Source organism: Serratia sp. EWG9 (assembly GCF_019913725.1).
Lineage (GTDB): Bacteria > Pseudomonadota > Gammaproteobacteria > Enterobacterales > Enterobacteriaceae > Serratia > Serratia ureilytica.
Genome location: NZ_JADNRO010000001.1, coordinates 703,332 through 727,387, shown reverse-complemented (window position 1 = coordinate 727,387; position 24,056 = coordinate 703,332). Strand labels below are relative to the sequence as shown.

At 58.0% G+C, this 24,056-nt stretch carries 24 protein-coding genes and 1 other annotated feature; of the genes, 16 read left to right on the top strand and 8 right to left on the bottom strand.

The window, feature by feature from the left end:
- Positions 1 to 34: 34 nt before the first annotated feature.
- The 6 genes from ITX55_RS03405 to ghoS form a co-directional block, all read right to left on the bottom strand.
- Positions 35 to 904 (bottom strand): fructosamine kinase family protein, encoded by an 870-nt coding sequence (locus tag ITX55_RS03405; protein ID WP_033642864.1) that lies wholly within the window; start codon positions 902 to 904, stop codon positions 35 to 37.
- 240 nt (positions 905 to 1,144) lie between these two features.
- Positions 1,145 to 1,999 (bottom strand): metal ABC transporter permease, encoded by an 855-nt coding sequence (locus ITX55_RS03400; protein WP_108680599.1) that lies wholly within the window; start codon positions 1,997 to 1,999, stop codon positions 1,145 to 1,147.
- Positions 1,999 to 2,859 (bottom strand): iron/manganese ABC transporter permease subunit YfeC, encoded by an 861-nt coding sequence (gene yfeC / locus ITX55_RS03395; protein ID WP_016927980.1) that lies wholly within the window; start codon positions 2,857 to 2,859, stop codon positions 1,999 to 2,001. The genes ITX55_RS03400 and yfeC overlap by 1 nt, the downstream gene beginning before the upstream one ends.
- Positions 2,859 to 3,749 carry a manganese/iron ABC transporter ATP-binding protein gene (locus tag ITX55_RS03390; protein ID WP_033642866.1) on the bottom strand — a complete coding sequence of 297 codons (891 nt, stop codon included), beginning with the start codon at positions 3,747 to 3,749 and terminating at the stop codon, positions 2,859 to 2,861. The genes yfeC and ITX55_RS03390 overlap by 1 nt, the downstream gene beginning before the upstream one ends.
- Positions 3,746 to 4,690: a metal ABC transporter substrate-binding protein gene (locus ITX55_RS03385; protein ID WP_108680601.1), complete on the bottom strand. Its 945-nt coding sequence runs from the start codon at positions 4,688 to 4,690 to the stop codon at positions 3,746 to 3,748. Before ITX55_RS03385 ends, ITX55_RS03390 begins: the two co-directional genes overlap by 4 nt.
- Positions 4,691 to 4,821: 131 nt before the next feature.
- Positions 4,822 to 5,121 (bottom strand): type V toxin-antitoxin system endoribonuclease antitoxin GhoS, encoded by a 300-nt coding sequence (gene ghoS, locus ITX55_RS03380; RefSeq protein WP_033642868.1) that lies wholly within the window; start codon positions 5,119 to 5,121, stop codon positions 4,822 to 4,824.
- 109 nt (positions 5,122 to 5,230) lie between these two features.
- Here ghoS and ITX55_RS03375 point away from each other — a divergent pair, with 109 nt between their 5' ends.
- The 6 genes from ITX55_RS03375 (at position 5,231) to ITX55_RS03350 (ending at position 12,883) form a co-directional block, all read left to right on the top strand.
- Positions 5,231 to 5,896: a transglycosylase SLT domain-containing protein gene (locus ITX55_RS03375; RefSeq protein WP_004931439.1), complete on the top strand. Its 666-nt coding sequence runs from the start codon at positions 5,231 to 5,233 to the stop codon at positions 5,894 to 5,896.
- A 304-nt stretch (positions 5,897 to 6,200) separates the two neighbouring features.
- Complete coding sequence (locus ITX55_RS03370) at positions 6,201 to 6,926, top strand: gluconate 2-dehydrogenase subunit 3 family protein (protein ID WP_042784344.1); 726 nt, start codon at positions 6,201 to 6,203, stop codon at positions 6,924 to 6,926.
- A gap of 2 nt (positions 6,927 to 6,928) precedes the next feature.
- On the top strand, positions 6,929 to 8,710 hold the full coding sequence (locus tag ITX55_RS03365; protein ID WP_004931432.1) for a GMC family oxidoreductase: 1,782 nt from the start codon (positions 6,929 to 6,931) through the stop codon (positions 8,708 to 8,710).
- 12 nt (positions 8,711 to 8,722) lie between these two features.
- Positions 8,723 to 10,060 carry a cytochrome c gene (locus ITX55_RS03360; RefSeq protein ID WP_042784347.1) on the top strand — a complete coding sequence of 446 codons (1,338 nt, stop codon included), beginning with the start codon at positions 8,723 to 8,725 and terminating at the stop codon, positions 10,058 to 10,060.
- 255 nt (positions 10,061 to 10,315) lie between these two features.
- Complete coding sequence (locus ITX55_RS03355; protein ID WP_033652462.1) at positions 10,316 to 11,599, top strand: serine/threonine protein kinase; 1,284 nt, start codon at positions 10,316 to 10,318, stop codon at positions 11,597 to 11,599.
- A 150-nt stretch (positions 11,600 to 11,749) separates the two neighbouring features.
- Positions 11,750 to 12,883, top strand: coding sequence for an ABC transporter substrate-binding protein (locus tag ITX55_RS03350; RefSeq protein WP_033642872.1), 1,134 nt, complete (start codon positions 11,750 to 11,752; stop codon positions 12,881 to 12,883).
- 36 nt (positions 12,884 to 12,919) lie between these two features.
- Here the strand turns inward: ITX55_RS03350 and ITX55_RS03345 are convergent, their stop codons facing one another.
- Together ITX55_RS03345 and ITX55_RS03340 are read right to left on the bottom strand one after the other, a co-directional pair.
- Positions 12,920 to 13,609 (bottom strand): MarC family NAAT transporter, encoded by a 690-nt coding sequence (locus tag ITX55_RS03345; RefSeq protein WP_033652461.1) that lies wholly within the window; start codon positions 13,607 to 13,609, stop codon positions 12,920 to 12,922.
- Positions 13,610 to 13,716: 107 nt separating this feature from the next.
- On the bottom strand, positions 13,717 to 13,944 hold the full coding sequence (locus ITX55_RS03340) for a hypothetical protein (RefSeq protein WP_025302614.1): 228 nt from the start codon (positions 13,942 to 13,944) through the stop codon (positions 13,717 to 13,719).
- Positions 13,945 to 14,167: 223 nt separating this feature from the next.
- Between ITX55_RS03340 and ITX55_RS03335 the strand changes: the two genes are divergently transcribed.
- From ITX55_RS03335 to ihfA, 10 genes are all read left to right on the top strand, one after another.
- Positions 14,168 to 15,217 carry a YrzE family protein gene (locus ITX55_RS03335; RefSeq protein WP_108680603.1) on the top strand — a complete coding sequence of 350 codons (1,050 nt, stop codon included), beginning with the start codon at positions 14,168 to 14,170 and terminating at the stop codon, positions 15,215 to 15,217.
- A 239-nt stretch (positions 15,218 to 15,456) separates the two neighbouring features.
- On the top strand, positions 15,457 to 16,080 hold the full coding sequence (locus ITX55_RS03330) for a hypothetical protein (protein WP_047026212.1): 624 nt from the start codon (positions 15,457 to 15,459) through the stop codon (positions 16,078 to 16,080).
- Between the two features lie 218 nt (positions 16,081 to 16,298).
- Positions 16,299 to 18,227, top strand: a complete 1,929-nt coding sequence (gene thrS / locus ITX55_RS03325) for a threonine--tRNA ligase (RefSeq protein ID WP_025159696.1) — start codon at positions 16,299 to 16,301, stop codon at positions 18,225 to 18,227.
- Positions 18,228 to 18,230: 3 nt separating this feature from the next.
- Entirely contained in the window at positions 18,231 to 18,782 is a 552-nt protein-coding gene (gene infC, locus ITX55_RS03320; RefSeq protein WP_048233542.1) for a translation initiation factor IF-3, read from the top strand.
- 97 nt (positions 18,783 to 18,879) lie between these two features.
- Positions 18,880 to 19,077, top strand: a complete 198-nt coding sequence (gene rpmI / locus ITX55_RS03315; RefSeq protein ID WP_004931418.1) for a 50S ribosomal protein L35 — start codon at positions 18,880 to 18,882, stop codon at positions 19,075 to 19,077.
- Between the two features lie 43 nt (positions 19,078 to 19,120).
- Positions 19,121 to 19,477: a 50S ribosomal protein L20 gene (gene rplT / locus ITX55_RS03310; RefSeq protein WP_004931417.1), complete on the top strand. Its 357-nt coding sequence runs from the start codon at positions 19,121 to 19,123 to the stop codon at positions 19,475 to 19,477.
- 113 nt (positions 19,478 to 19,590) lie between these two features.
- Positions 19,591 to 19,713: a sequence feature (Phe leader region), on the top strand.
- Positions 19,595 to 19,639, top strand: a complete 45-nt coding sequence (pheM, locus tag ITX55_RS03305) for a pheST operon leader peptide PheM (protein WP_121626058.1) — start codon at positions 19,595 to 19,597, stop codon at positions 19,637 to 19,639. It overlaps the preceding feature by 45 nt.
- 187 nt (positions 19,714 to 19,900) lie before the next feature.
- Entirely contained in the window at positions 19,901 to 20,884 is a 984-nt protein-coding gene (gene pheS, locus ITX55_RS03300; RefSeq protein WP_004931416.1) for a phenylalanine--tRNA ligase subunit alpha, read from the top strand.
- A 14-nt stretch (positions 20,885 to 20,898) separates the two neighbouring features.
- Positions 20,899 to 23,286: a phenylalanine--tRNA ligase subunit beta gene (pheT, locus tag ITX55_RS03295; protein ID WP_033642878.1), complete on the top strand. Its 2,388-nt coding sequence runs from the start codon at positions 20,899 to 20,901 to the stop codon at positions 23,284 to 23,286.
- 4 nt (positions 23,287 to 23,290) lie between these two features.
- Positions 23,291 to 23,587, top strand: a complete 297-nt coding sequence (gene ihfA, locus ITX55_RS03290; RefSeq protein ID WP_004931414.1) for an integration host factor subunit alpha — start codon at positions 23,291 to 23,293, stop codon at positions 23,585 to 23,587.
- The last annotated feature ends 469 nt before the right edge of the window (positions 23,588 to 24,056 follow it).

The following is a 24,056-nucleotide window of genomic DNA, read 5'->3' as shown; positions in this document are numbered from 1 at the left end:
CCATGAACGGGGCGCCGCTCGGCGCCCCGGAACGTTATGACGCTTCGGGCTGCAACAGCGCCTCCACCGCGCGTTGGGCAGCCACCAAATGCTGGCCGCCGAACAGATTGCTGCGGTTGAGCAGGTAGTACAGCTGATACAGCGGCTGGCGTTCGATAAATCCGGCCCCCAGCGGCCACACGCTCTGATAGCCGTCGTAGATCTGCGGCGGCAGCTCCGGATACAGCGGCAGCATCGCCAAATCGCACTCTCTGTCGCCCCAGTAGCTGGCCGGATCGAACAGTATCGGCCCGTTGGCGGTCATCGCGCAGTTGCCCGGCCACAGGTTGCCGTGCAGCAGGGAAGGCTGCGGCTGGTGGTGCTGCAAGCGCAGATACACCCGATCGACGATGTCGTCGATGTCGCCGAAGGTCATGCCTTTTTCCGCCGCCAGCTGCAGCTGCCAGCCGATGCGCTGCTCGGCGAAGAATTCCGACCAGCGGCGTTGCCAGGCGTTGGGTTGCGGGGTGGTGGTCAGATCGCTGTCGAAGTCGAGACCGAACTGCGGTTGCTCGCTCCACTGGTGCAGATGCGCCAGTTGTTGCCCCAGGCAGTAGGCGCCATGGGCGTCGAGGGGTTTCAACTGCTGATACTCCAGCAGCAGGAAGCTGTAGTCGCGATCGCTGCCGACGCCGTACACTTCCGGCACCCGCACGCTTTTGCTGCGCGCCAGCAGCGCCAGCTGATCGGCCTCGGCGGTGAATATCGGCAGTTGTTCACGGGCGTCGCATTTCACGAACACCTCGTTGTCACCGTAACTCACGCGCCACGCCGGGTGAATGTCGCCCCCGGGCAGTTCAATCCTTTCGCGTATCTCTGCGCTGCCAAGATGTTCACTTAACAGACGGCTAACGGCTTGCCACATGGTATTTCCCCCTCTGTGCTGCCTGATAATTCATTAGGTTAGCGTCTTTCCCGTGGTGAAAACACGACGCGGCGCACAGCCGGCGTCAAAATAGGCGATTTTTTCAGCATCCCGCCAGCTCACAGTATATACCCTATTGATTAATTTAAGCGCAATACCGGTTGCAACTTGATGACAACGGATAAGGGGGCAGAGAAAACAGGATGCGGCGGAGAGCGCCGCCGCATCAGAGGAGGGCGTTTAACTGTCGCTCAGGGCGGTTTGGTTACGCTGTAACGGACGCAGTTTACCGTACAGTAAGGCGATAACGAACAGCACGGCCTGCACAATGACGATGCAGGGCCCGGTTGCGCCGTCGATGTGGAAACTGATCAGCGTGCCGAGCACGCAAGAGAACACCGACACCACCGTCGCCACCATCAGCATGCGATCGAAGCGGCGGCACAGCATAAAGGCGATGATGCCGGGGGCGATCAGCATGGCGATCACCAGGATCACCCCCACGGCCTGCAGCGAGGCGACGATGGTCATCGCCAGCAGACACAGCAGCCCGTAGTGCAGCAGCTTGACCGGCAGGCCAATCACCCGCGCATGGTGCGGATCGAAACAGTAGAGCATGAAGTCTTTGCGTTTAAGCAACACCACCGCCAGGGTGAGGCCGGCGATCAGCAGGGTTTGCTTCAGCTCGCCGTCGGTGATGCCCAGCATGTTGCCGAACAGAATGTGGCTCAGGTGCTGGTCGGTGTCGATGCGCGAGAACAGCACCAGGCCGAAGGCGAACATGCCGGAGAAAACGATGCCCATCACCGTGTCTTCTTTCACCCGGCTGTTCTCTTTCAGGTAGCCGGTGGCCACCGCGCAGAAGATGCCGGAGAAGAAGGCGCCGATCGCCAGCGGAATGCCGATGACGAACGCCACTACGATGCCGGGCAAGACGGCGTGCGAGATGGCGTCGCCCATCAGCGACCAGCCCTTGAGCACCAGATAGCAGGAGAGTACGGCGCATACCACGCCGGTGACGATGGCGGCGACGATCGCCCGCTGCATGAACGGGTAGGCGAAGGGTTCGCTGAGCAGTTGGTAGAGTGTGTCCATCAGCGGCCTCCGGTTGGTGACTGTGCTACGCGACGTTTTGCCGCCAGCAGGCCGTGTTTCGGCGCGAAGCAGAACGCCGCCAGGAACACCAGCGTTTGCAGGGTGACGATCACCCCGCCGGTGGCGCCGTCGAGGAAGAAACTCAGGTAGGCGCCGATGCCGCTGGTCAATGCGCCGATGATGATAGCGATGATCACCAGCCGGCTGAAGCGGTCGGTCAGCAGATAGGCGGTGGCGCCCGGCGTGATCACCATGGCGATCACCAAAATGGCGCCGACGGTTTGCAGTGCGGCGACGGTGCAGGCGCTGAGCAGGGTGAAGAACAGGATCTTCAGCTTCAGCGGCGACAGGCCGATCGACACCGCGTGGCTTTCGTCAAAGAACACCGCCAGCAGATCTTTCCACACCAGGCACAGGATCAGCAGCGAAACGCCGATGATGATTTCCACTTGCAGCACGTCTTCGTCGGCGATGCCGAGGATATTGCCGAAGATGATCGACTGTACGTTGACCGAGGTGGGGTTGAGCGACACGATCAGCAGGCCGACGGCAAAGAAGGTGGAGAAGATAAAGCCGATGATGGCGTCTTCGCGCAGCCGGGTGATGTGGCGCACCAGCGTCATCGCCAGCGCCGCCAGCATGCCGGTGAAGAAGGCGCCGGCGGCGTAGGGCAGGCCGAGGGCATAGGCGCCGGCCACGCCGGGCACCACCGAGTGCGACAGCGCATCGCCCATCAGCGACCACCCTTTCAGCATCAGGTAGGCGGACAGAAACGCGCAGGCGGCGCCGACGATGGCGCTGACCCAGATGGCCTTCACCATGTAGTTATAACTGAAAGGTTGCAGCAGAAGGTCCAGCATCAGGATTGTTTCTCCCTGGCCTGACTGTTGGCAGGCGGATCGCTCTTGGTGTGGCCATAGAACACCGCCGGGCGTTCATCGTCGGTCAACACCGTGACGGTGCGCGGATCGTTGTCGTCGTGCAGATCCGGGCCGGAGAGGTTGATATGGCGCAGCACGCCGCCGAACGCCAGCTCCAGATTACTCTGGGTGAAGGTGGTTTCGGTCGGGCCGGCGGCCAACACCGTGCGGTTGATGAGGATCACCCGATCGCAGAACTCCGGCACGCTGCCGAGGTTATGGGTGGAAACCAGGATTAAATGCCCCTCGTCGCGCAGCGAGCGCAGCAGATCGATAATGGCATTCTCGGTTTTCACATCCACGCCGGTGAAAGGCTCATCCAGCAGCAGCACCGTGCCCTGCTGCGCCAGGGCGCGCGCCAGAAACACGCGCTTCTTCTGACCGCCGGAGAGTTCGCCGATCTGCCGGCCGCGCAGCTCGCTGAGGCCGACGCGCTCCAGCGCCTTGTCGACCCGCAAGCGATCCTCGCGCGACGGAATGCGCAGGAAATTCATCTTGCCGTAGCGGCCCATCATCACCACGTCTTCCACCAGCACCGGGAAGTTCCAGTCGACGTCTTCGGTTTGCGGCACGTAGGCGATCAGGTTCTTTTTCAGCGCGTCCGCCACCGGTTTGTCGCTCAGCGACACCCGGCCGCTGGTGGGCTTGACCAGCCCCATAATGCTTTTGAACAGCGTCGATTTACCGCTGCCGTTAACGCCCACCAGCGCGCAGATAGAACCGCCGCTCAGGGTAAAACTGGCGTTATGAATGGCGGTGTGCCCGTTGTTGTAGGTCACGGTGACGTCGTCCACGCTCAATTCAGGGCGGACAAACAGCTCATGGGTCATTGATCGAATCCTTTGGCGATGGTTTGCACGGTGGTGTTAAGCAGATCGATATAGGTCGGCACCGGGCCATCGCGGGTGGACAGCGAGTCCACGTACAACACGCCGCCGTATTTGGCGCCGGTCTCTTTCGCCACCTGCTTGGCCGGCTTGTCGGAAATGGTGCTCTCGCTGAACACCACCGGAATATGGTGGGCGCGCACCGCGTCGATCACCCGGCGGACCTGTTGCGGCGAGCCTTGCTCATCGGCGTTGATCGGCCACAGATAGACTTCTTTCAGCTGATAGTCCTGCGCCAGGTAGCTGAAGGCGCCTTCACTGGTCACCAGCCAACGCTGCGCGGCCGGAATGCGCGCCAGGCGTTCGCGCAGCGGAGCGTCCAGCGCGCCGATTTTCTCTGCGTAGGCCTTGGCGTTGCGGTTGTAGGTTTCCGCATTGGCCGGATCGTGCGCCACCAGCGCTTTGCGGATGTTTTCGATATATACCAGCGCGTTGCTCGGTGACATCCAGGCATGCGGGTTCGGGTTGCCGTTATAGGGCCCTTCACGGATCGGCAGCGGGGTGATGCCTTCTGTCACGACTGCCGCCGGCACCTGCTTGATGTTCTCGAAGAAGCGCTGGAACCAGCGTTCCAGGTTCATGCCGTTCCACAGGATCAGGTCGGCGTGCTGCGCTTTGACGATATCGCGCGGGGTGGGCTGGTAATCGTGGATCTCGGCGCCCGGTTTGGTGATGGATTCCACGACGGCGGCGTCACCCGCCACGTTCTGGGCGATATCCTGAATGATGGTGAAAGTGGTCACCACGCGCAGCTTTTTTTCCGCCAGCGCGGGTTGGCTGACCAGAGCGGCGCCGAGCAGCAAACAGGCGAGCGTGAAGGGGCGTAACAGTGCGGCAGCGCGGGGAGGGCGACTGCGACGAAAAGCGCAAGTTATCAATGGCATGATGACGTCTCCTGATTCAAATGAAAATGATTATCAATATCAATTGAAGCGAAGTCAAGCGTCACTTGCCCACCGCCGGCGGGGCTATTTCTCCAACTGAAAAATAATACCGTCCGGGGAGTTATAGCATTTTATGTATCAGTATGTAACCGCTGAAGGTAGTCCTTACAGGTGCAGATCGCCACCTCCGGCTGTTTTCCCAACGCCAACTGCCCGAACCCCTGCGCAAGTCGCTGCACATCCTCTTGATCCAGAACGGTTATGAACGCAAAACTGTTGCTGCCGAGCTCATGATGAACGCCATTTTCGTCTGTCACCGACGTGACAAAACCTTCACGGGTCAATTGCCCGGTCAGCTTGGCCAGGTCGGTCAGTCCCGCTTCCTGATAGCGAAAAGTCACCACAAAGCAGCTTGTTGCAGATTGACTCATAAATCACCTCTTGGTATATGGATAGCTTGAGATTAGTCCAAAAAATTACTGCAGGTGTCCTTACAAGTTGTATATGCTACGCAACTCATTGAAAGGAGTGAGGGATTCTGTGAAAACAAAAATAGGTTGCCTTACGGCAATTTTGCTTTTGTCGGGGTGCGCCAAAGACCCGCAAACGGCGAGCAATATTTCAGGCAGTGGCACAACGCGCGGCGGTTGGTTAAAACCCCCTCCGCAGGCACCGGTAAACCGCACAGGCACCCCGGTTGCTTATAACGATTACATTCGTCAGGCCGCCAGCAACTACGGCGTCGACGAAACGCTGATTAAAGCGATTATTCAGGTGGAGTCCGGGTTTAACCCGAACGTGGTCAGCACCTCGAACGCAGTGGGATTGATGCAGCTGAAGGCTTCTACCGCCGGCCGCGACGCCTATCGCATGAAAGGACGAAGCGGGCAACCCAGCTCGCGTGAGCTGAAGGATCCGGCGGTCAATATTGATCTGGGAACGGCCTATATCAATATTCTTCAAAGCCAGCAGCTAGCCGGGATCAACAACCCACAGACTTTGCGTTACGCCACCATCGTTTCGTATGTGAACGGGGCGGGCGCCATGTTGCGCACTTTCTCCTCGGACAAGCGCGTGGCGGTTAATCGCATCAATCAGATGAGTCCGGATGAGTTTTATCAGCACATCCAGAAAAAGCACCCGGCACCGCAGGCGCCGCGCTATTTATGGAAAGTGACCACCGCTTATCAGGCGATGTCGCAGTAATCCCATCCTTTGAATCGGCCGCCGAACGCGGCCGATTTTGTTTTCGGCGTCAGTTTTTAGCGCGACCCGCCTCTCATTTTTCGTTATTTCCTCATCGCTTATCAGAAAAACCGCACAAAAAGTTAAATTTACGTTAGCAGATAAATCTTTACGTTCATTCAATAAGTTACCGGTAACATTTTTGCTTTTGCTCGCATTCTGACCTTCAATAAATAGACAAATAAGTAACAAATTATTTTAAAAACCCGTATCGATCGCAAGGTTGCGGTTAAATAGTTGTGACTATCTTTGGATGGAATGTGACATGTCGAATCATAAAACCAACAATTCGCGGCGCGATTTCTTGTTGAAATCGATGACCTTAATTCCTGCGGCGGTAATTGGTGGCAGCGGCGTTGGCGCGCTGACGGCCCCAGCACCAGCGGTCGCTGCCTCGAACACTTCAACGCAGAACGATTACCAACCGACCTTTTTCACCCCGGAAGAGTGGGCCTTCATCAAGACCGCCGTCGCGCGCCTGATCCCGGCCGACGAACGCGGCCCTGGCGCGCTGGAAGCCGGCGTGCCGGAGTTTATCGATCGCCAGATGAACACGCCGTACGCCACCGGTTCCATCTGGTACATGCAGGGGCCGTTCAACCCCGATGTGCCGAAGGAAATGGGCTACCAGCTGCCGCTGGTGCCCAAGCAAATCTACAACCTCGGCATCGCAGACGCCGACGCCTACAGCAAGAAAACCGCCGGCAAGCCTTTCGCCGAACTGGATGGCGCGCAGCAAGACGCCCTGCTGCAAAAGTTCGAGTCCGGCGAGGCGGAGTTCCAGCAACTGCCGTCGAAACTGTTCTTCTCCTATCTGCTGCAAAACACCCGTGAAGGTTTCTTCAGCGATCCGATCCATGGCGGCAACAAAGACATGGTTGGCTGGAAGCTGATTAATTTTCCGGGCGCGCGCGCCGATTTTATGGACTGGGTTGAGCGAGGGGAGCGTTATCCCTTCCCGCCGGTCTCGATTCGTGGGGAGAGGGGCTAACCATGGCAACGGTAATGAAAAAAGTAGACGCGGTGATCGTCGGCTTCGGCTGGGTGGGCGCGATCATGGCCAAAGAGCTGACCGAGGCCGGCCTCAACGTGGTGGCGCTGGAGCGCGGCCCGATGCGCGACACCTACCCGGACGGGTCTTATCCGCAGGTGATCGACGAGCTGACCTATAACATTCGACGCAAGCTGTTCCAGGATCTGTCGAAAAGCACCGTCACCATTCGCCACAACAGCAGCCAGACCGCGGTGCCTTACCGCCAGCTGGCGGCGTTCCTGCCGGGCACCGGCGTCGGCGGCGCCGGTCTGCACTGGTCGGGCGTACATTTCCGCGTCGATCCGATCGAACTGCGCATGCGCAGCCATTATGAAGAACGCTACGGCAAAAACTTCATTCCGAAGGACATGACCATCCAGGACTTCGGCGTGACCTACGACGAGCTGGAACCGTTCTTCGACAAAGCGGAGAAAGTGTTCGGCACTTCCGGCACCGCCTGGACCATCAAAGGGCAGAAAGTGGCGCAGAAGGGCGGTAACCGCTTTGCGCCGGATCGCTCCGACGACTTCCCGCTGCCGGCGCAGAAAAACACCTACTCCGCCCAGCTGTTCGAGAAAGCGGCGCTGGAGGTGGGTTACCACCCTTACAACCTGCCGTCCGCCAACACCTCGGACTCTTACACCAACCCGTACGGCGCGCAGATGGGCCCATGCAACTTCTGCGGTTTCTGCAGCGGCTACGCCTGCTACATGTATTCCAAAGCCTCGCCGAACGTCAACATCTTGCCGGCGCTGCGCATGGAGAAACGCTTCGAACTGCGCACCAACGCCAACGTGCTGAAGGTCAACCTGACCGATGACAAGTCCCGCGCCACCGGCGTGAACTACGTCGATGCGCAGGGCCGCGAGATTGAACAGCCGGCCGACCTGGTGATCCTGGGCGCGTTCCAGTTCCACAACGTGCACCTGATGCTGCTGTCCGGCATCGGCAAGCCTTACGATCCGGTGACCGGCGAAGGCGTGGTCGGGCGCAACTTCGCCTACCAGAACATGACCACCATCAAGGCGTTCTTTGATAAAGACGTCTTCACCAACCCGTTCATCGGCGCCGGCGGCAACGGCGTGGGCGTGGATGACTTCAACGCCGACAACTTCGATCACGCCAAAGAAGGCTTCGTCGGCGGTTCGCCGTTCTGGGTCAACCAGGCGGGCACCAAGCCGATCTCCGGCCTGCCGACCCCTCCGGGTACCCCGGCCTGGGGCAGCAAGTGGAAAGCGGCGGTGGCGGATGCCTACACCCACCACGTCTCGATGGATGCCCACGGCGCGCACCAGTCGTACCGCAACAACTATCTGGATCTCGATCCCAACTACAAGAACGTGTTCGGCCAGCCGCTGCTGCGCATGACGTTCGACTGGCAGGAAAACGACATCAAGATGGCGCAGTTCATGTACGACAAGATGGCGCCGATCGCCAAGGCGATGAACCCGAAACTGATCGCCGGCAGCCCGAAAAACGCCAACAGCCACTTCGATACCACCAGCTACCAGACCACCCACATGAACGGCGGTGCGGTGATGGGGGAAGATCCGAAGACCAGCGCGGTCAACCGCTATCTGCAGAGCTGGGATGTGCACAACGTGTTCTCGATCGGCGCATCGGCCTTCCCGCAAGGGCTGGGCTACAACCCGACCGGCACCGTGGCGGCGCTGGCTTATTGGTCTGCCCGCGCCATTCGCGAGCAGTATCTGAAAAACCCAGGCCCATTGGTGCAGGCATAAGGACGGCGAACGATGAAAGCATTTGTACCGGCACTGGTTCTCAGTGCAGTGAGTTTCTCCGTTTGGGCGCAGGACGCCACCGTCAGCAGCGAGCTGATCAAGCGCGGCGAGTACCTGGCGCGCGCCGGTGACTGTGTGGCCTGCCATACCGATGGCAAGAACGGCAAGACCTTCGCCGGCGGCCTGGCGATGGAGACGCCGATCGGCACCATCTACTCGACCAACATTACGCCGGACAAGAAAACCGGCATCGGCGATTACAGCTTCGAGGATTTCGACAACGCGGTGCGTAAGGGCGTAGCCAAAAACGGCAGCACCCTGTACCCGGCGATGCCGTACCCGTCGTTCGCGCTGGTGAAAGAGGACGACATGCGCGCCATGTATGCCTATTTCATGCACGGCGTGCAGCCGGTGGAGCAGGCCAACAAGGATTCCGACATCCCGTGGCCGCTGTCGATGCGCTGGCCGCTGAGCATCTGGCGCGGCATGTTTGCGCCGTCGCCGGCGGATTTTGTCGCCGACGCCAAGGCCGATCCGGTGATTGAGCGCGGCCGCTACCTGGTGGAAGGCCTGGGCCACTGCGGCGCCTGCCATACCCCGCGCAGCATCACCATGCAGGAGAAAGCGTTGAGCAACAGCGAAAGCGACGACTACCTGTCCGGGAGCAACGCGCCGATCGACGGGTGGGTGGCTTCCAGCCTGCGCGGCGACCGCAAGGACGGCCTGGGCAGCTGGAGCGAAGCCGAGCTGACCGAGTTCCTGAAAACCGGCCGTAACGACAAAGCCATCGTGTTCGGCGGCATGAGCGACGTCGTGGAGCACAGCCTGCAATACCTGAGCGACGACGATCTGACCGCCATCGCGCGCTACCTGAAATCGCTGCCATCGAAAGACGGCAAGCAGCAGGCGGCGCCGGTCGAAGACAGCGTGGCCAAGGATCTGTGGCGGGGGAATGACAGCAAGCCCGGCGCGGCCCTGTATGTTGATAACTGCGCGGCCTGCCACCGCACCGACGGCGTGGGCTACAAGCGCGCCTTCCCGTCGCTGAAGGGCAATCCGGTGGTGCAGACCGAGGACGCGACCTCGCTGATCCACATCGTGCTGACCGGCAACACCACGCCGGCGGTGCAGGGCGCGGTGTCCAACATCACCATGCCGCCGTTTGGCTGGCGTTTGAACGATCAGCAGGTGGCGGACGTGGTGAACTTCATCCGCTCCAGCTGGGGCAACAGCGCCAAACCGGTGAGCGCCTCCGATGTGGCCGACGTGCGTAAAGACCGCTCGATGATCCGCGATGAGAAGGAGATGGGCAGCGCCGAGGTGCCGGACCATCCGGACGCGAAGAAGTAAACCGTTTAAGGGCTCCGCAAGGGGCCCTTAGTTTTTCTGCTGCCGCCTGCTTTTTCAGCAGATTGTGTTCGCAAATCGTCCGTTCAGCCGATAAAACATAGACCCGCAGCGGATTTTTCATTATCCTTGCCGTCCTTTCATCAGGCGTAAGTATGAAATATCGCTTTAATTCACTGATTATTATTAAAAAACTCGCGGAGAAGGATATCCCGTTAGGCGCAATCGTTGTCGCCGCAGATTAAGGTAGACTGTCTCATGAGTACGATTTCTCCCGATTCAGGCACGCTGACGGCCGCTCAGACTGCCAAATGGAACAAAACCGACACCGTCTGGATGTTCGGTCTCTATGCGACTGCGGTGGGCGCAGGTACGTTGTTCTTGCCGATCAACGCCGGCCTGAACGGCCCGCTGGTGCTGCTGTTGATGGCGCTGTTCGCTTTCCCGCTGACCTATTTGCCGCACCGCGCGCTCAGCCGCTTCGTGCTTTCCGGCTCCAGCCGCGACGGCAACATTCACGATGTGGTGGTGGAACACTTCGGCGTGCTGGCCGGCAAAATCATCATGGTGCTGTATCTGATGGCGTTCTTCCCGATCGTGCTGGTGTACAGCATTTCGATCACCAACGCGCTGGACAGCTTCCTGATCCATCAGTTTCACGTGGCGCCGCTGCCGCGCCTGTGGCTGAGCCTGGCCGTGGTGGTGGTGCTCAATCTGGTGCTGCTGCGCGGCAAAGACAGCATCGTGGCGGCGATGGGCATGCTGGTGTTCCCACTGCTGGTGTTCCTGATGGGCATTTCGCTCTATCTGATGCCGAGCTGGAATACCGCCAACTTCGTGCATGGCCTGGCCGCCACCCGCTTCGACACGCCGGGATTGTGGCATTCTCTGTGGCTGGCCGTGCCGGTGATGGTGTTTTCCTTCAGCCATGCGCCGATCATCTCTTCCTTCGCCTCGACCCAGAAGAGCCTGTACGGCGACAAGGCGGAACGCCGCTGCGCGCGCATCATGCGCTACAGCTATGTGCTGATCTGCGTTACCGTGCTGTTCTTCGTGTTCAGCTGCGTGCTGAGCCTGTCTCATGAAGACATGCTGCAGGCGAAAGAGCAGAACATCACGGTGCTGACCACGCTGGCCAACAAGTTCTCCAACCCGCTGATCGCCTACCTTGGCCCGGTGATGGCGATGCTGGCGATGGCCAAATCCTATCTCGGCACCTCGCTGGGGGTGACGGAAGGGGCGACCAGCCTGATCGACGGCGTCACGCGCGCGGTCGGCAAGCCGCTCAGCTCGCGCATGACGCACCGCATTTCGGCGGTGTCGCTGTTCCTGCTCACCTGGGCGGCGACGGTGTGGAACCCCAGCGCGCTGCATATCATCGAAACCATCAGCGGCCCGCTGATTGCGGCGATCCTGTTCATCCTGCCGATGTACGCCGTGCGTGCGGTGCCGGCCATGCGCCAATATCGCGCGGCGAGCAACGTCTTCGTGCTGGTGATGGGGCTGATCGCGCTCTCGGCGCTGATCTACGGCCTGATATGATCCCCTGGGCGCGCCGGCTCCGGCGCGCCTCTTATCCTTCCTTTACACATCCCTTTGCAATTAATCGCCGGCATGCCGGGCGTTATCTTTGATAATGCAAGCCATTCTCATTAGTATTTCCTGAATGTATTCATGACTAAGGAGTCTTTCGTGCACCGTCGAATCACTTTGCCGGCGCTGGTTTGCGCCGCCTTACTCGCCTCTCCGGCGATGGCCACTACCTATCCGTTGACCCTGACCGACACCTCCGGCCAGACGGTCACCCTCCCGCAGGAGCCGAAACGCATCGTGGTGCAGGACGGGCGCGACATTCTCACGCTGGCGCTGCTCGATCGCGCCAACCCGTTCGGCCGGCTGGTGGCCTGGAATAACCTGCTGAAGAAAAGCGACGCGGCGACCTGGGAAATCTTGCAGAGCAAATGGCCGGCGGCGAAAAACATCATCGATATGGGATTCAGCGATAAAGGCGAAGTGAATCTGGAGAGCGTGATCGCCAAGCGCCCCGATCTGATGATCGCCCAACTGCGCTCCAAGCCTTCGCTGAGCCAAACCGGCGTGCTGGATAAGCTGAAGGCGCTGAACGTGCCGGTGCTGTTTATCGATACCATGCTCAAGCCGGTGGAAAACACGCCGAAAAGCGTGACGCTGTTGGGGGAAACCCTCAACCGTGAAAGCGAAGCCAAGCAATATACCGATTATTATCAGCAGCATTATCAGGCCATTCTGGCCAAAACGCAGGCGGTGGCACCCAAACCGTTGGTGTTCTTCGAAGCCAAGGCCGGTCTGAATGGCCTGGAATCCTGCTGCTTCACCCATGCGCACGTCGGCTGGGGCGCGTTGGTCGAAGCGGTCGGCGCGCGCAACATCGGTTCTGCGCTGCTGCCGGGTGCGACCGGCGACGTGGCGCTGGAAAAAGTGATCAGCATGAAACCGGATGCGTATATCGTTTCCGGCTCGCAGTGGGCCAGCAAGACTAACGCCGCGGTGCCGTTCGGCTATGGCGTGACGCAGCAGCAGGTGGATGAGGCCTTCAACCGCATGAAACAGCGCCCGGGGTTCTCGCAGGTGTCGGCGGTAAAGGAAGGGCGGTTCTACGGCATCTACCATAACTTCTACAACCACCCGTACAACATCGTCGGGCTGGAGTATCTGGCGAAGTTTATCTATCCGGCGCAGTTCCCGGATTTGGATCCGGCCAAGACCTACAGCGAGATCCTCAGTCGCTTTACCGAAGTGCCGGAAGGCAAGGGCATTTTGGGCGCGCAGGCGCCGGCGGGGAAATAACGGCAACGGGCGCGGTGTCGCGCCCGTTTTTCATGGTCAGGCGGCGGCCGGTGTATAGGTGGAGATGATCTCCAGCACGCCGTTGATGATGAACTGCACGCCCATGCACACCAGCAGGAAGCCCATCAGGCGCGAGATCGCTTCGATGCCGCTTTTCCCGACCAACCGCATGATGGCGCCGGAACTGAGCAGGCAGGCCCACAGGATCACCGCGACCGTCAGGAAGATGGCGACCGGCGCCACGGCCAACACCCAGGGTTCAAAGCCCAGCGAGTTCGCTTTGACGCTCGACGCCGAGCTGATGATCATCGCGATGGTGCCCGGCCCGGCGGTGCTCGGCATGGCCAGCGGCACGAAGGCGATGTTGGCCGACGTCTTGTGGCGCAGCTCGTGCGACTTGCTCTCCACCTCCGGCGCGTCTTCGGGGCTCTGCTGCGGGAACAGCATGCGAAAACCGATGAAGGCGACGATCAGGCCGCCGGCGATGCGCAGGCCGGGGATCGAAATGCCGAAGGTGTTCATCACCACCTGCCCGGCGTAAAACGCCACCGTCATGATGCAGAACACATAAACCGAGGCCATCAGCGACTGCTGATTACGCTCTTCGCGCGTCATATTGCCGGACAACCCGAGCAGCAACGCCACCGTGGTCAGCGGGTTGGCCAGCGGCAACAGCAGCACCAAACCCAGTCCGATGGCCTGGAATAACTGCAAAATACCCGTCATAAAATAGACTCCCTGTGCAACGTTCAAGCCGCCAAACGGCGGCCCATGAGCTGAACAGCCTAGCCTGCCGTACGCCTGGCGGCAATGGGGATAGCTCGTAACGTTAATTAACCGTCGGCCCGGGCGTTCAGCGTCGCCGGCCGGCGAAATTCGTCGGCGGGAGCCTCATCGTCATCGCCGCACTCGCCGGCGAGCTCAGGTTCATCCTCACACCCCAGCGGCGCCTCGTTGACCGCAATCGCGCGCGGCACCGAACGTGCGCCAAAATGCACCAGCCCATATAACGTCGCCAATGCCGCGCACGCCACGATGAGGGCTGCGAGTAACCGGTTCATGTTGTGCGCTAAGACCTTGTTCATTGGTGGATAGCGTAAGAATAGTGACGCTAAGGCGGTCTGTCAGCGTAGCGCCGCTGAAAGTAAACGCACGTCTGAAGTCATTATCATTAATTATTTTTAACTGTTTTCACCCTTTAACCGCCTGATTGATGAAGCGAGTCTATAATGGTAAGGCTTTCTGGCATTTCTTTATAATCGAAAACTTAAAAGGAGTTTTACTATGGAAGTGGCAAAAGAATGGGTAGCGGCGAAAAAAATCTCCTGGGGCAGCGTCATCGGCGGCGTGATCACCGTATTGGCTGTTTCACTGTTGCTGTCGACGTTAGGCACCAGTCTTGGATTCTCCATCGTGGATCCGACATCAGACGATCCGATAAACGGCGCCGGTACCACCGTAGTGATTTGGTCCGCTGTTTCAATCATTATTAGTTTGGCCGCCGGCGCTTTTATTGCCGGGCGTTTGGCTGCTAATGACGGACTTATTCATGGCTTCCTGGTATGGGCGACCTCACTGATTGTGGCGGCGGTGCTGGGGGGGATGCTGGTCGGGTCTGCCGTGAAGGCGACCGGCAATGCGCTGGGCGCTATCGCTTCGACCTCCGGCAGCTTGCTCTCCGGCGCCGGTTCAGCGATTGGCAAAGGGGCATCCGGATTGGCGGACGCCGGCGGTAAAGTGTTTGACAAGTTGGGCATTGACACAACCTTGGAACCTGAACAGCTGCAAGGCGATGTGGTTACGGCGCTTAAAAAAAGCGGTATCCCGTCATTGCAGCCTGAATTCATGCAACAGCAGTTGAATGCGGCCAAAACTGATTTGGCGGATGCAGTAAAAGCTCTGGCACTTCAGCCTGACAATAGCGACGCCATTATTAATCAACTGGTCGCCAAGCTTAAAAAACAGGGTGAGGCCATCTCGCAAGATGTGGATCAAGACGCCCTGAAAAAGGCCTTGGCGGAAAATACCGATATGACGCCGCAGGAAGTGGACCAGACGGTGAAGAATTTGGTCGAAGCCAAAAATAAAACTGCGCAGCTGGTTAATCAGCGTTTGGATGACGCCGAAGCAAAAATCAATCAGGCAAAACAGGAGTATGTGGAGCTGAAACAGAAGGCGCGCGAACAGGCTGCCGCTGCTGCGGACGAATTGTCGCGGGCCGCATTGTGGTCGTTCTTTGCGCTGTTGATTGGCGCAGTGGTCAGTGCGTTGGCCGGCTTGTGGGGCGTTAACACCAATGTCCACCGTATCGCGGTATCACCTGCGCAGGCGTAATCTTCAGGCTCCTTTGCGCGTCTCGATGATATAGGGATGAGAGCCTGGAATACTGACGACGATGAAGTGACTGCCAGGAAAGACTGGCCTTACCCCGGCCCAGGTGCCGGGGTTTTTTATTGTTTCGGCGTAATTAACGACCACCTTTCGCGCGGCGCAGGGCATTAGGCATCAATTGCCACGATCCCTGAGAACAGGTGGATACCATAGATGCGCTGTAAATAATAATGAGTGTGATTATGAAACAAGAACTGCATATTTTACTGGGGAAAATCGGCGCATTCGCGCTTTCCGCCGCCTTCATGGCGGCATTGGTCGGCCTGGTGTTTATCGATGTGCACTGGCTGCATAACTTCGTGCATGAAACCTCGTTGACCGAAGCGGCGCAGGAGCTGTTGCTGCTCGCCATCTCCGGCGGTTTCTTCGCCGCGGCTCGGCGACAGGCCGAGCGTCGTTCCGCCTGGCTGCTGGTTGGCGGCTTCTTTCTCTGCATGCTGATCCGCGAGATGGACTTCGCTTTCGATGCGTTGTGGCACGGCGCCTGGGTGTGGTTCGCGCTGGCGGTCGCCTTGGCCTGTCTGTGGCATGCCGCAAGGCATATTGCGGCTACGGCGCGCGGCCTGGTCTATATCGTGTCGCACCCCGGCTACGGCATGATGTGCGCCGGCCTGCTGTGCATCCTGGTGTTTTCACGCCTGTTCGGCATGAGCGCGCTGTGGCAAACGCTGATGCTGGACGGTTACAACCGGGTGGTGAAAAACATGGTGGAAGAGGGATGCGAACTGCTGGGCTACGGCCTGTGCCTGCTGGCCACCCTTAGCTACCTGAAAGGCGTGTTTGCGCCGGATAGAGCGAAAGTGTGAGGGCGGCGGCGCTTTATTTATCCGGAACAATTTTAGTGATACTATTCGCTTAGCCGAATGCGGCTGAGAAGGTATGCGTTCCATTCTGTATACCCAGTGAGGTTTCAATCTGGCAATTGTGGGCGAGATCTGAAACCTGGCTGACCAAACCCAAAATCCAATTTTCGTACTGCATGTGATCTGTCGTGTGGGTCACCACTGTAGATAAGGAATTATTAATGCCTGTTATTACCCTTCCTGACGGAAGTCAGCGTCATTTCGACCACCCCGTTTCCCCGATGGATGTCGCGCGCGATATCGGCCCTGGCCTGGCGAAAGCCTGTATCGCCGGCCGTGTCAACGGCGAGCTGGTCGACGCCGGCGATCTGATCGAATCAGATGCGCAGCTGGCCATCATCACCATCAAAGACGAAGACGGTCTGGAAATCATGCGCCACTCCTGCGCGCACCTGCTGGGTCATGCGATCAAGCAGCTGTGGCCGGATACCAAAATGGCGATCGGTCCGGTGATCGACAACGGTTTCTATTATGACGTGGATATCGACCGCACCCTGACGCAGGAAGACTTGGATCTGCTGGAAAAGCGGATGCACGAGTTGGCCGATAAGGATTACGACGTCATCAAGAAGAAGGTCAGCTGGCAAGAAGCCCGCGACACCTTCGCTGAGCGCGGCGAAATCTATAAAGTGGCGATCCTGGATGAGAACATCAGCCATGACGATCGTCCGGGCCTGTATCACCACGAAGAATACGTCGACATGTGCCGCGGTCCGCACGTGCCGAACATGCGTTTCTGCCACCATTTCAAACTGCAGAAAACCTCCGGCGCTTACTGGCGCGGCGACAGCAAAAACAAAATGCTGCAGCGTATCTACGGTACCGCCTGGGCAGACAAGAAGCAGCTGAACGCCTACCTGCAACGCCTGGAAGAAGCGGCCAAGCGCGATCACCGCAAGATCGGCAAACAGCTCGACCTGTATCATATGCAGGAAGAAGCGCCGGGCATGGTGTTCTGGCACAACGACGGTTGGACTATCTTCCGCGAGCTGGAAGCCTTCGTGCGCATGAAGCTCAAAGAGTACCAGTACCAGGAAGTGAAAGGTCCGTTCATGATGGACCGCGTGCTGTGGGAAAAAACCGGCCACTGGGAAAACTACAAAGACGCCATGTTCACCACCGCGTCGGAAAATCGCGAATACTGCATCAAGCCGATGAACTGCCCGGGTCACGTGCAGATCTTCAACCAGGGCCTGAAGTCGTACCGCGATTTGCCGCTGCGCATGGGCGAATTCGGCAGCTGCCACCGCAACGAGCCTTCGGGTTCCCTGCACGGCCTGATGCGCGTGCGCGGCTTCACGCAGGATGACGCCCACATCTTCTGTACCGAAGAGCAGGTGCGCGCCGAAGTGAACGAATGCATTCGCATGGTCTATGACGTGTACGGCACTTTCGGCTTCGACAAGATCGCCGTCAAGCTGTCCACGCGCCCGGAAAAACGCATCGGCACCGACGACATGTGGACCCGTGCGGAAGAAGACCTGGCCGCCGCGCTGACCGAGAACGGCATTCCGTTCGAGTACCAGCCGGGCGAGGGCGCCTTCTACGGACCGAAAATTGAATTTACCCTGCATGATTGTTTGGATCGCGCATGGCAATGTGGTACCGTGCAGCTCGATTTCTTCTTGCCGGGCCGTTTGGGCGCATCGTACGTTGGCGAAAACAACGATCGCGTCGTGCCGGTAATGATTCACCGCGCCATTTTGGGCTCCATGGAACGCTTCATCGGTATCCTTACCGAAGAATATGCCGGGTTCTACCCGACCTGGATCGCTCCGGTGCAGGTGGTGGTGATGAATATCACCGACAGCCAGTCTGATTACGTCCAGCAATTGACCAAAAAACTGCAGGATGCAGGTATTCGCGTGAAAGCGGACTTGAGAAATGAGAAGATTGGCTTTAAAATTCGCGAACATACTTTACGTCGAGTCCCTTACATGTTGGTGTGCGGTGACAAAGAGGTCGAAGCAGGCAAAGTTGCCGTTCGTACCCGCCGTGGCAAAGACTTGGGAAGCCTGGACGTAAACGAAGTCGTAGACAAGCTGCTGAAAGAGATTCGCAGCCGTAGTCTTCATCAACTGGAGGAATAAAGTATTAAAGGCGGAAAACGAGTTCAACCGGCGCGTCCTAATCGCATTAACAGAGAAATTCGCGCGCAAGAAGTTCGCCTAACCGGCGTCGATGGCGAGCAGATTGGTATTGTCAGTCTGAATGAAGCTCTTGAAAAAGCTGAGGAAGCGGGCGTTGATTTAGTAGAAATCAGCCCAAATGCCGAACCGCCAGTTTGCCGAATCATGGATTACGGCAAATTCCTCTACGAGAAGAGCAAGTCGACGAAAGAACAGAAGAAGAAGCAAAAAGTTATCCAGGTTAAGGAAATCAAATTCCGTCCTGGCACCGATGATGGCGACTATCAGGTCAAACTACGCAACCTGATTCGCTTTCTGGAAGATGGCGATAAAGCCAAAATCACCCTGCGTTTCCGCGGGCGTGAGATGGCGCACCAGCAGATCGGCATGGAAGTGCTTAACCGCGTCCGTAAAGACCTGTGTGAAGATATGGATCTGGCAGTGGTCGAGTCCTTCCCTACGAAGATCGAAGGCCGCCAGATGATTATGGTGCTCGCTCCTAAGAAGAAACAGTAAGGCTTACAAGTAATGGAACCCGCGCGCGCTTGCGCTGTGTGGGTTTTATTCGCCCAACTGATTCGTTGTTTAACAATGCGAAGTGGATTTAATTAAAATGCCAAAGATTAAAACTGTACGTGGTGCAGCCAAGCGCTTCAAAAAAACCGGCAGCGGTGGTTTTAAGCGTAAACATGCCAACCTGCGTCATATTCTGACCAAAAAAGCAACCAAGCGTAAACGTCACCTGCGTCCGAAAGGCATGGTGTCTAAAAACGATCTGGTCCTGGTTACCGCGTGCCTGCCGTACGCATAAGCCATTTTTTTTGAATTTAGAATAAGACTTTAGGAGAGAGCATATGGCTCGCGTAAAACGTGGTGTAATTGCACGCGCACGTCACAAGAAAATCATGAAGCAGGCGAAAGGCTACTACGGTGCCCGTTCGCGCGTATATCGTGTTGCCTTCCAGGCAGTAATCAAAGCAGGTCAGTATGCTTACCGTGACCGTCGTCAACGTAAGCGTCAGTTCCGTCAGCTGTGGATTGCACGTATCAACGCAGCTGCTCGTCAGAACGGTCTGTCTTACAGCAAGTTCATCAACGGCCTGAAAAAAGCCTCGATCGAAATTGACCGTAAGATCCTGGCTGACATCGCAGTCTTCGACAAAGTGGCCTTCGGCGCACTGGTTGAGAAAGCGAAAGCAGCTCTGGCGTAAGTCAGTAGAAGAGGGAGCTTGCTCCCTCTTTTAATCTTTGTTTTCAGCGACAAATATTGACTTTCATTGCCCGCCGCTATATCACTGGTGGACAATCATCGACAAGGTACCGCAATTATGCACGCAGCTATTTTTCGTTTCTTTTTTTACTTTAGCGCCTGATTTCAGGAGGCTTTGCGCGTAAGAAAAGAAACGAAAAGTAGCGCCTAAGCCTCCCTCGTGGAGGCTTTTTTGTTTTTGGCCATCGTCCCGCCTTGCAAAGCGTTGCGGTCAGAACGGCGGGTACTCAGCCGGCCCTGCGCCGCGCAGGCGAGCCGCCTGGCCGGCAACGCATTGAAAAGTCTTTGAAGATTGCTCAAAGGCGTGTTCGAATAATAGATAACAATTACTTAGGGCCATCCCGGCCAGAGGAAGAGGAAAGCAATGCCACATCTCGCAGAGCTGGTTGCCAATGCCAAGGCAGCCGTAGAAGATGCCCAGGATGTTGCCGCGTTAGATTTGGTGCGCGTCGAATATTTTGGCAAGAAAGGTCATTTCACCTTGCAGATGCAGTCTCTGCGCGACGTACCGGCGGAAGACCGCCCGGCGGCCGGCGCGGTGATCAACCAGGCCAAGCAAGAGGTGCAAGACGCCCTGAACGCGCGCAAGAACGCGCTGGAAAGCGCCGCGCTGAACGCGCGCCTGGCGGCTGAAACCATCGACGTCTCCCTGCCGGGCCGTCGCATGGAAAACGGCGGCCTGCACCCGGTGACCCGTACCATCGACCGCATCGAAACCTTCTTCGGCGAGCTGGGCTTCTCCGTCGCTACCGGCCCGGAGATTGAAGACGATTACCATAACTTCGACGCGCTGAACATTCCAGGGCATCACCCGGCGCGCGCCGACCACGATACTTTCTGGTTCGACGCCACGCGCCTGCTGCGCACTCAGACCTCCGGCGTGCAGATCCGCACCATGAAGAACCAGCAGCCGCCGATCCGCATCATTGCGCCGGGCCGCGTTTATCGTAACGACTACGATCAGACTCACACCCCGATGTTCCACCAGATGGAAGGGCTGATCGTTGATAAAGACATCAGTTTCACCAACCTGAAGGGCACGCTGCACGATTTCCTGAATAACTTCTTTGAAGAAGACCTGCAGGTTCGTTTCCGTCCGTCCTACTTCCCGTTCACCGAGCCGTCCGCCGAAGTTGACGTGATGGGTAAAAACGGTAAATGGCTGGAAGTGCTGGGCTGCGGCATGGTGCATCCGAACGTGCTGCGCAACGTGGGCATCGATCCGGAAGTTTACTCCGGCTTCGCCTTCGGTATGGGCATGGAGCGCCTGACGATGCTGCGTTACGGCGTCACTGACCTGCGCGCATTCTTCGAAAACGATCTGCGTTTCCTCAAACAGTTTAAGTAAGGCGGGAATATCACATGAAATTCAGTGAACTCTGGTTGCGCGAGTGGGTAAACCCGGCCATCAGCAGCGAAGCATTATCCGATCAAATCACCATGGCCGGTTTGGAAGTGGACGGCGTGGATCCGGTTGCCGGCGCGTTTAACGGCGTCGTGGTGGGTGAGGTTGTCGAGTGCGGTCAGCACCCGAACGCCGATAAACTGCGCGTCACTAAAGTTAACGTGGGCGGCGATCGCTTGCTCGACATCGTCTGCGGCGCGCCGAACTGCCGCACCGGCCTGAAAGTGGCGGTCGCCACCGTAGGCGCGGTGCTGCCGGGCGATTTCAAAATCAAGGCCGCCAAACTGCGCGGCGAACCTTCGGAAGGCATGCTGTGTTCGTTCTCCGAACTGGGCATTTCTGACGATCATGACGGCATTATCGAACTGCCGCTGGATGCGCCGATCGGCACCGACATCCGTGACTATCTGAAACTGAACGACAACACTATCGAGATCAGCGTCACCCCGAACCGCGCCGACTGCCTGGGCATCATCGGCGTCGCGCGTGACGTGGGCGTACTGAACCAGGTTGCGCTGACCGAGCCGGACATGAGCCCGGTGCCCGCGACGATTGACGCCACGCTGCCGATCCGCGTTGATGCGCCGCAGGCGTGCCCGCGTTATCTGGGCCGCGTGGTCAAAGGCATCAACGTGAAGGCGCCAAGCCCGCTGTGGATGCGTGAAAAACTGCGTCGTTGCGGTATCCGTTCTATCGATGCCGTCGTCGACGTCACCAACTATGTGCTGTTGGAACTTGGCCAGCCGATGCACGCTTTCGATCTGAGCCGCATCGACGGCGGCATCGTGGTACGCATGGCGGAAGAAGGGGAAACCTTGACGCTGCTGGACGGCAACGAAGCCAAACTGAACGCCGACACCTTAGTGATCGCCGATCATCAAAAAGCATTGGCGATGGGCGGCATCTTCGGCGGCGAGCATTCCGGCGTCAACGGCGAAACCCAGGACGTGCTGTTGGAGTGCGCTTTCTTCAGCCCGCTGTCGATCACCGGCCGCGCGCGCCGTCACGGCCTGCACACCGATGCTTCTCACCGCTATGAGCGCGGCGTCGATCCGGCGCTGCAGTACAAAGCCATGGAGCGCGCCACGCGCCTGCTGCTCGACATCTGCGGCGGCCAGGCCGGCCCGATTATCGACGTGACTCACGAGAATGAACTGCCGAAGCGCGCCACCATCACGCTGCGCCGCGAGAAGCTGGATCGCCTGATCGGCCACGTGGTGCCGAGCGAGCAGGTCAGCGACATTCTGCGCCGCCTGGGTTGCCAGGTGACCGAACAGGGCGACAGCTGGCAAGCGGTCGCGCCGAGCTGGCGTTTCGATATGGAGATCGAAGAGGATCTGGTGGAAGAAGTGGCGCGCGTTTACGGCTACGACAACATTCCGGATGTACCGGTGCGCGCCGATTTGGTGATGACCCAGCATCGCGAAGCCGATCTGACGCTCAAGCGCGTGAAGACCATGCTGGTCGATCACGGTTATCAGGAAGCGATCACCTACAGCTTCGTCGATCCGAAAGTGCAGGCGCTGCTGCACCCGAATGAAGAAGCGCTGATCCTACCAAGCCCGATTTCGGTCGAAATGTCGGCGATGCGTCTGTCGCTGTGGACCGGCCTGCTGTCTGCGGTGGTGTATAACCAGAACCGTCAGCAGACGCGCCTGCGCCTGTTCGAAAGCGGCCTGCGCTTTGTGCCTGATAGTGCGGCAGATCTGGGTATCCGTCAGGACGTCATGCTGGCGGGCGTGATCGCCGGCCATACGCACGATGAACATTGGGATCTGGCGCGCAAGCCCGTCGACTTCTATGATTTAAAAGGGGATCTGGAGTCTGTCCTCGAGCTGACCGGTAAATTATCCGAAATTCAGTTCCGGGCGGAAGCCAATCCGGCCCTGCATCCAGGGCAAAGTGCGGCGATTTATTTGCACGGCGAACGCGTTGGTTTCATCGGTGTGGTTCACCCGGAACTTGAACGTAAACTGGATCTTAACGGCCGCACCGTGGTGTTTGAACTGGAGTGGAACAAGCTTGCGAGCCGCGCCGTGCCTCAGGCGCGGGAGATTTCGCGCTTCCCGGCAAACCGCCGTGATATCGCCATTGTGGTGGCTGAAAACGTCCCCGCAGAAGATATTTTGGCCGAGTGTAAGAAAGTTGGCGCAAATCAGGTAGTTGGCGTAAACTTGTTTGACGTGTACCGTGGCAAGGGCGTGGCAGAAGGTGACAAGAGCCTGGCTATCAGTCTGGTATTGCAGGATACCGCTCGTACACTGGAAGAAGAGGAGATAGCCGCTACCGTTGCAAAATGCGTAGAGGCTCTAAAACAGCGATTCCAAGCATCCTTGAGGGATTGAACCTATGGCGCTTACTAAAGCTGAAATGTCAGAACACCTGTTTGAGAAGCTTGGGCTTAGCAAACGGGACGCCAAAGACCTGGTGGAACTGTTCTTTGAAGAGGTCCGTCGGGCCCTTGAGAATGGCGAACAGGTAAAACTGTCGGGTTTTGGCAACTTTGATCTGCGTGACAAGAACCAACGTCCGGGGCGTAACCCGAAGACCGGCGAAGACATTCCGATTACGGCGCGCCGCGTGGTGACCTTCCGTCCGGGGCAGAAGCTGAAAAGCCGGGTAGAAAACGCCAGCCCGAAAGGGTGAGTGACGTGACATCAAAAAAGGCCGCTTGCGCGGCCTTTTTCTTTTCTGGGACAAAATTCAGTTTATTCCTAATCGATAAGACATGACTCCATTGAGCCGTTAAGTCGGCACGGCGAAAATCATTGCCCTTAATTGCGGAATATTCTTATATCTTATTTCATGTAATGCGTGGCTTTTATTTCTCACTTCAATAACGGCCGTAATAATGGCCAGGGCCATCGCCACGGTGGCCGCCGCCTCCGTGAGGGCCCCAGCAACAGGCGCTAAGGGTTGAGGCCAGGGCGACCACGGCCAGCAGCATACCGAGTCGTTTAATCATCTTATTATCCTCCGGTGGGGATCCGTTTAATTATCATTGTCGCGCCGCTTAAGCGATGTCAGTTATTCGTTAAGCCTTGGCAGAGGCAATAATAATTAAAGACGTCGGCAAACAGTGTCGGGATTGTGTAAGGCCGTCGAAAACGATCTG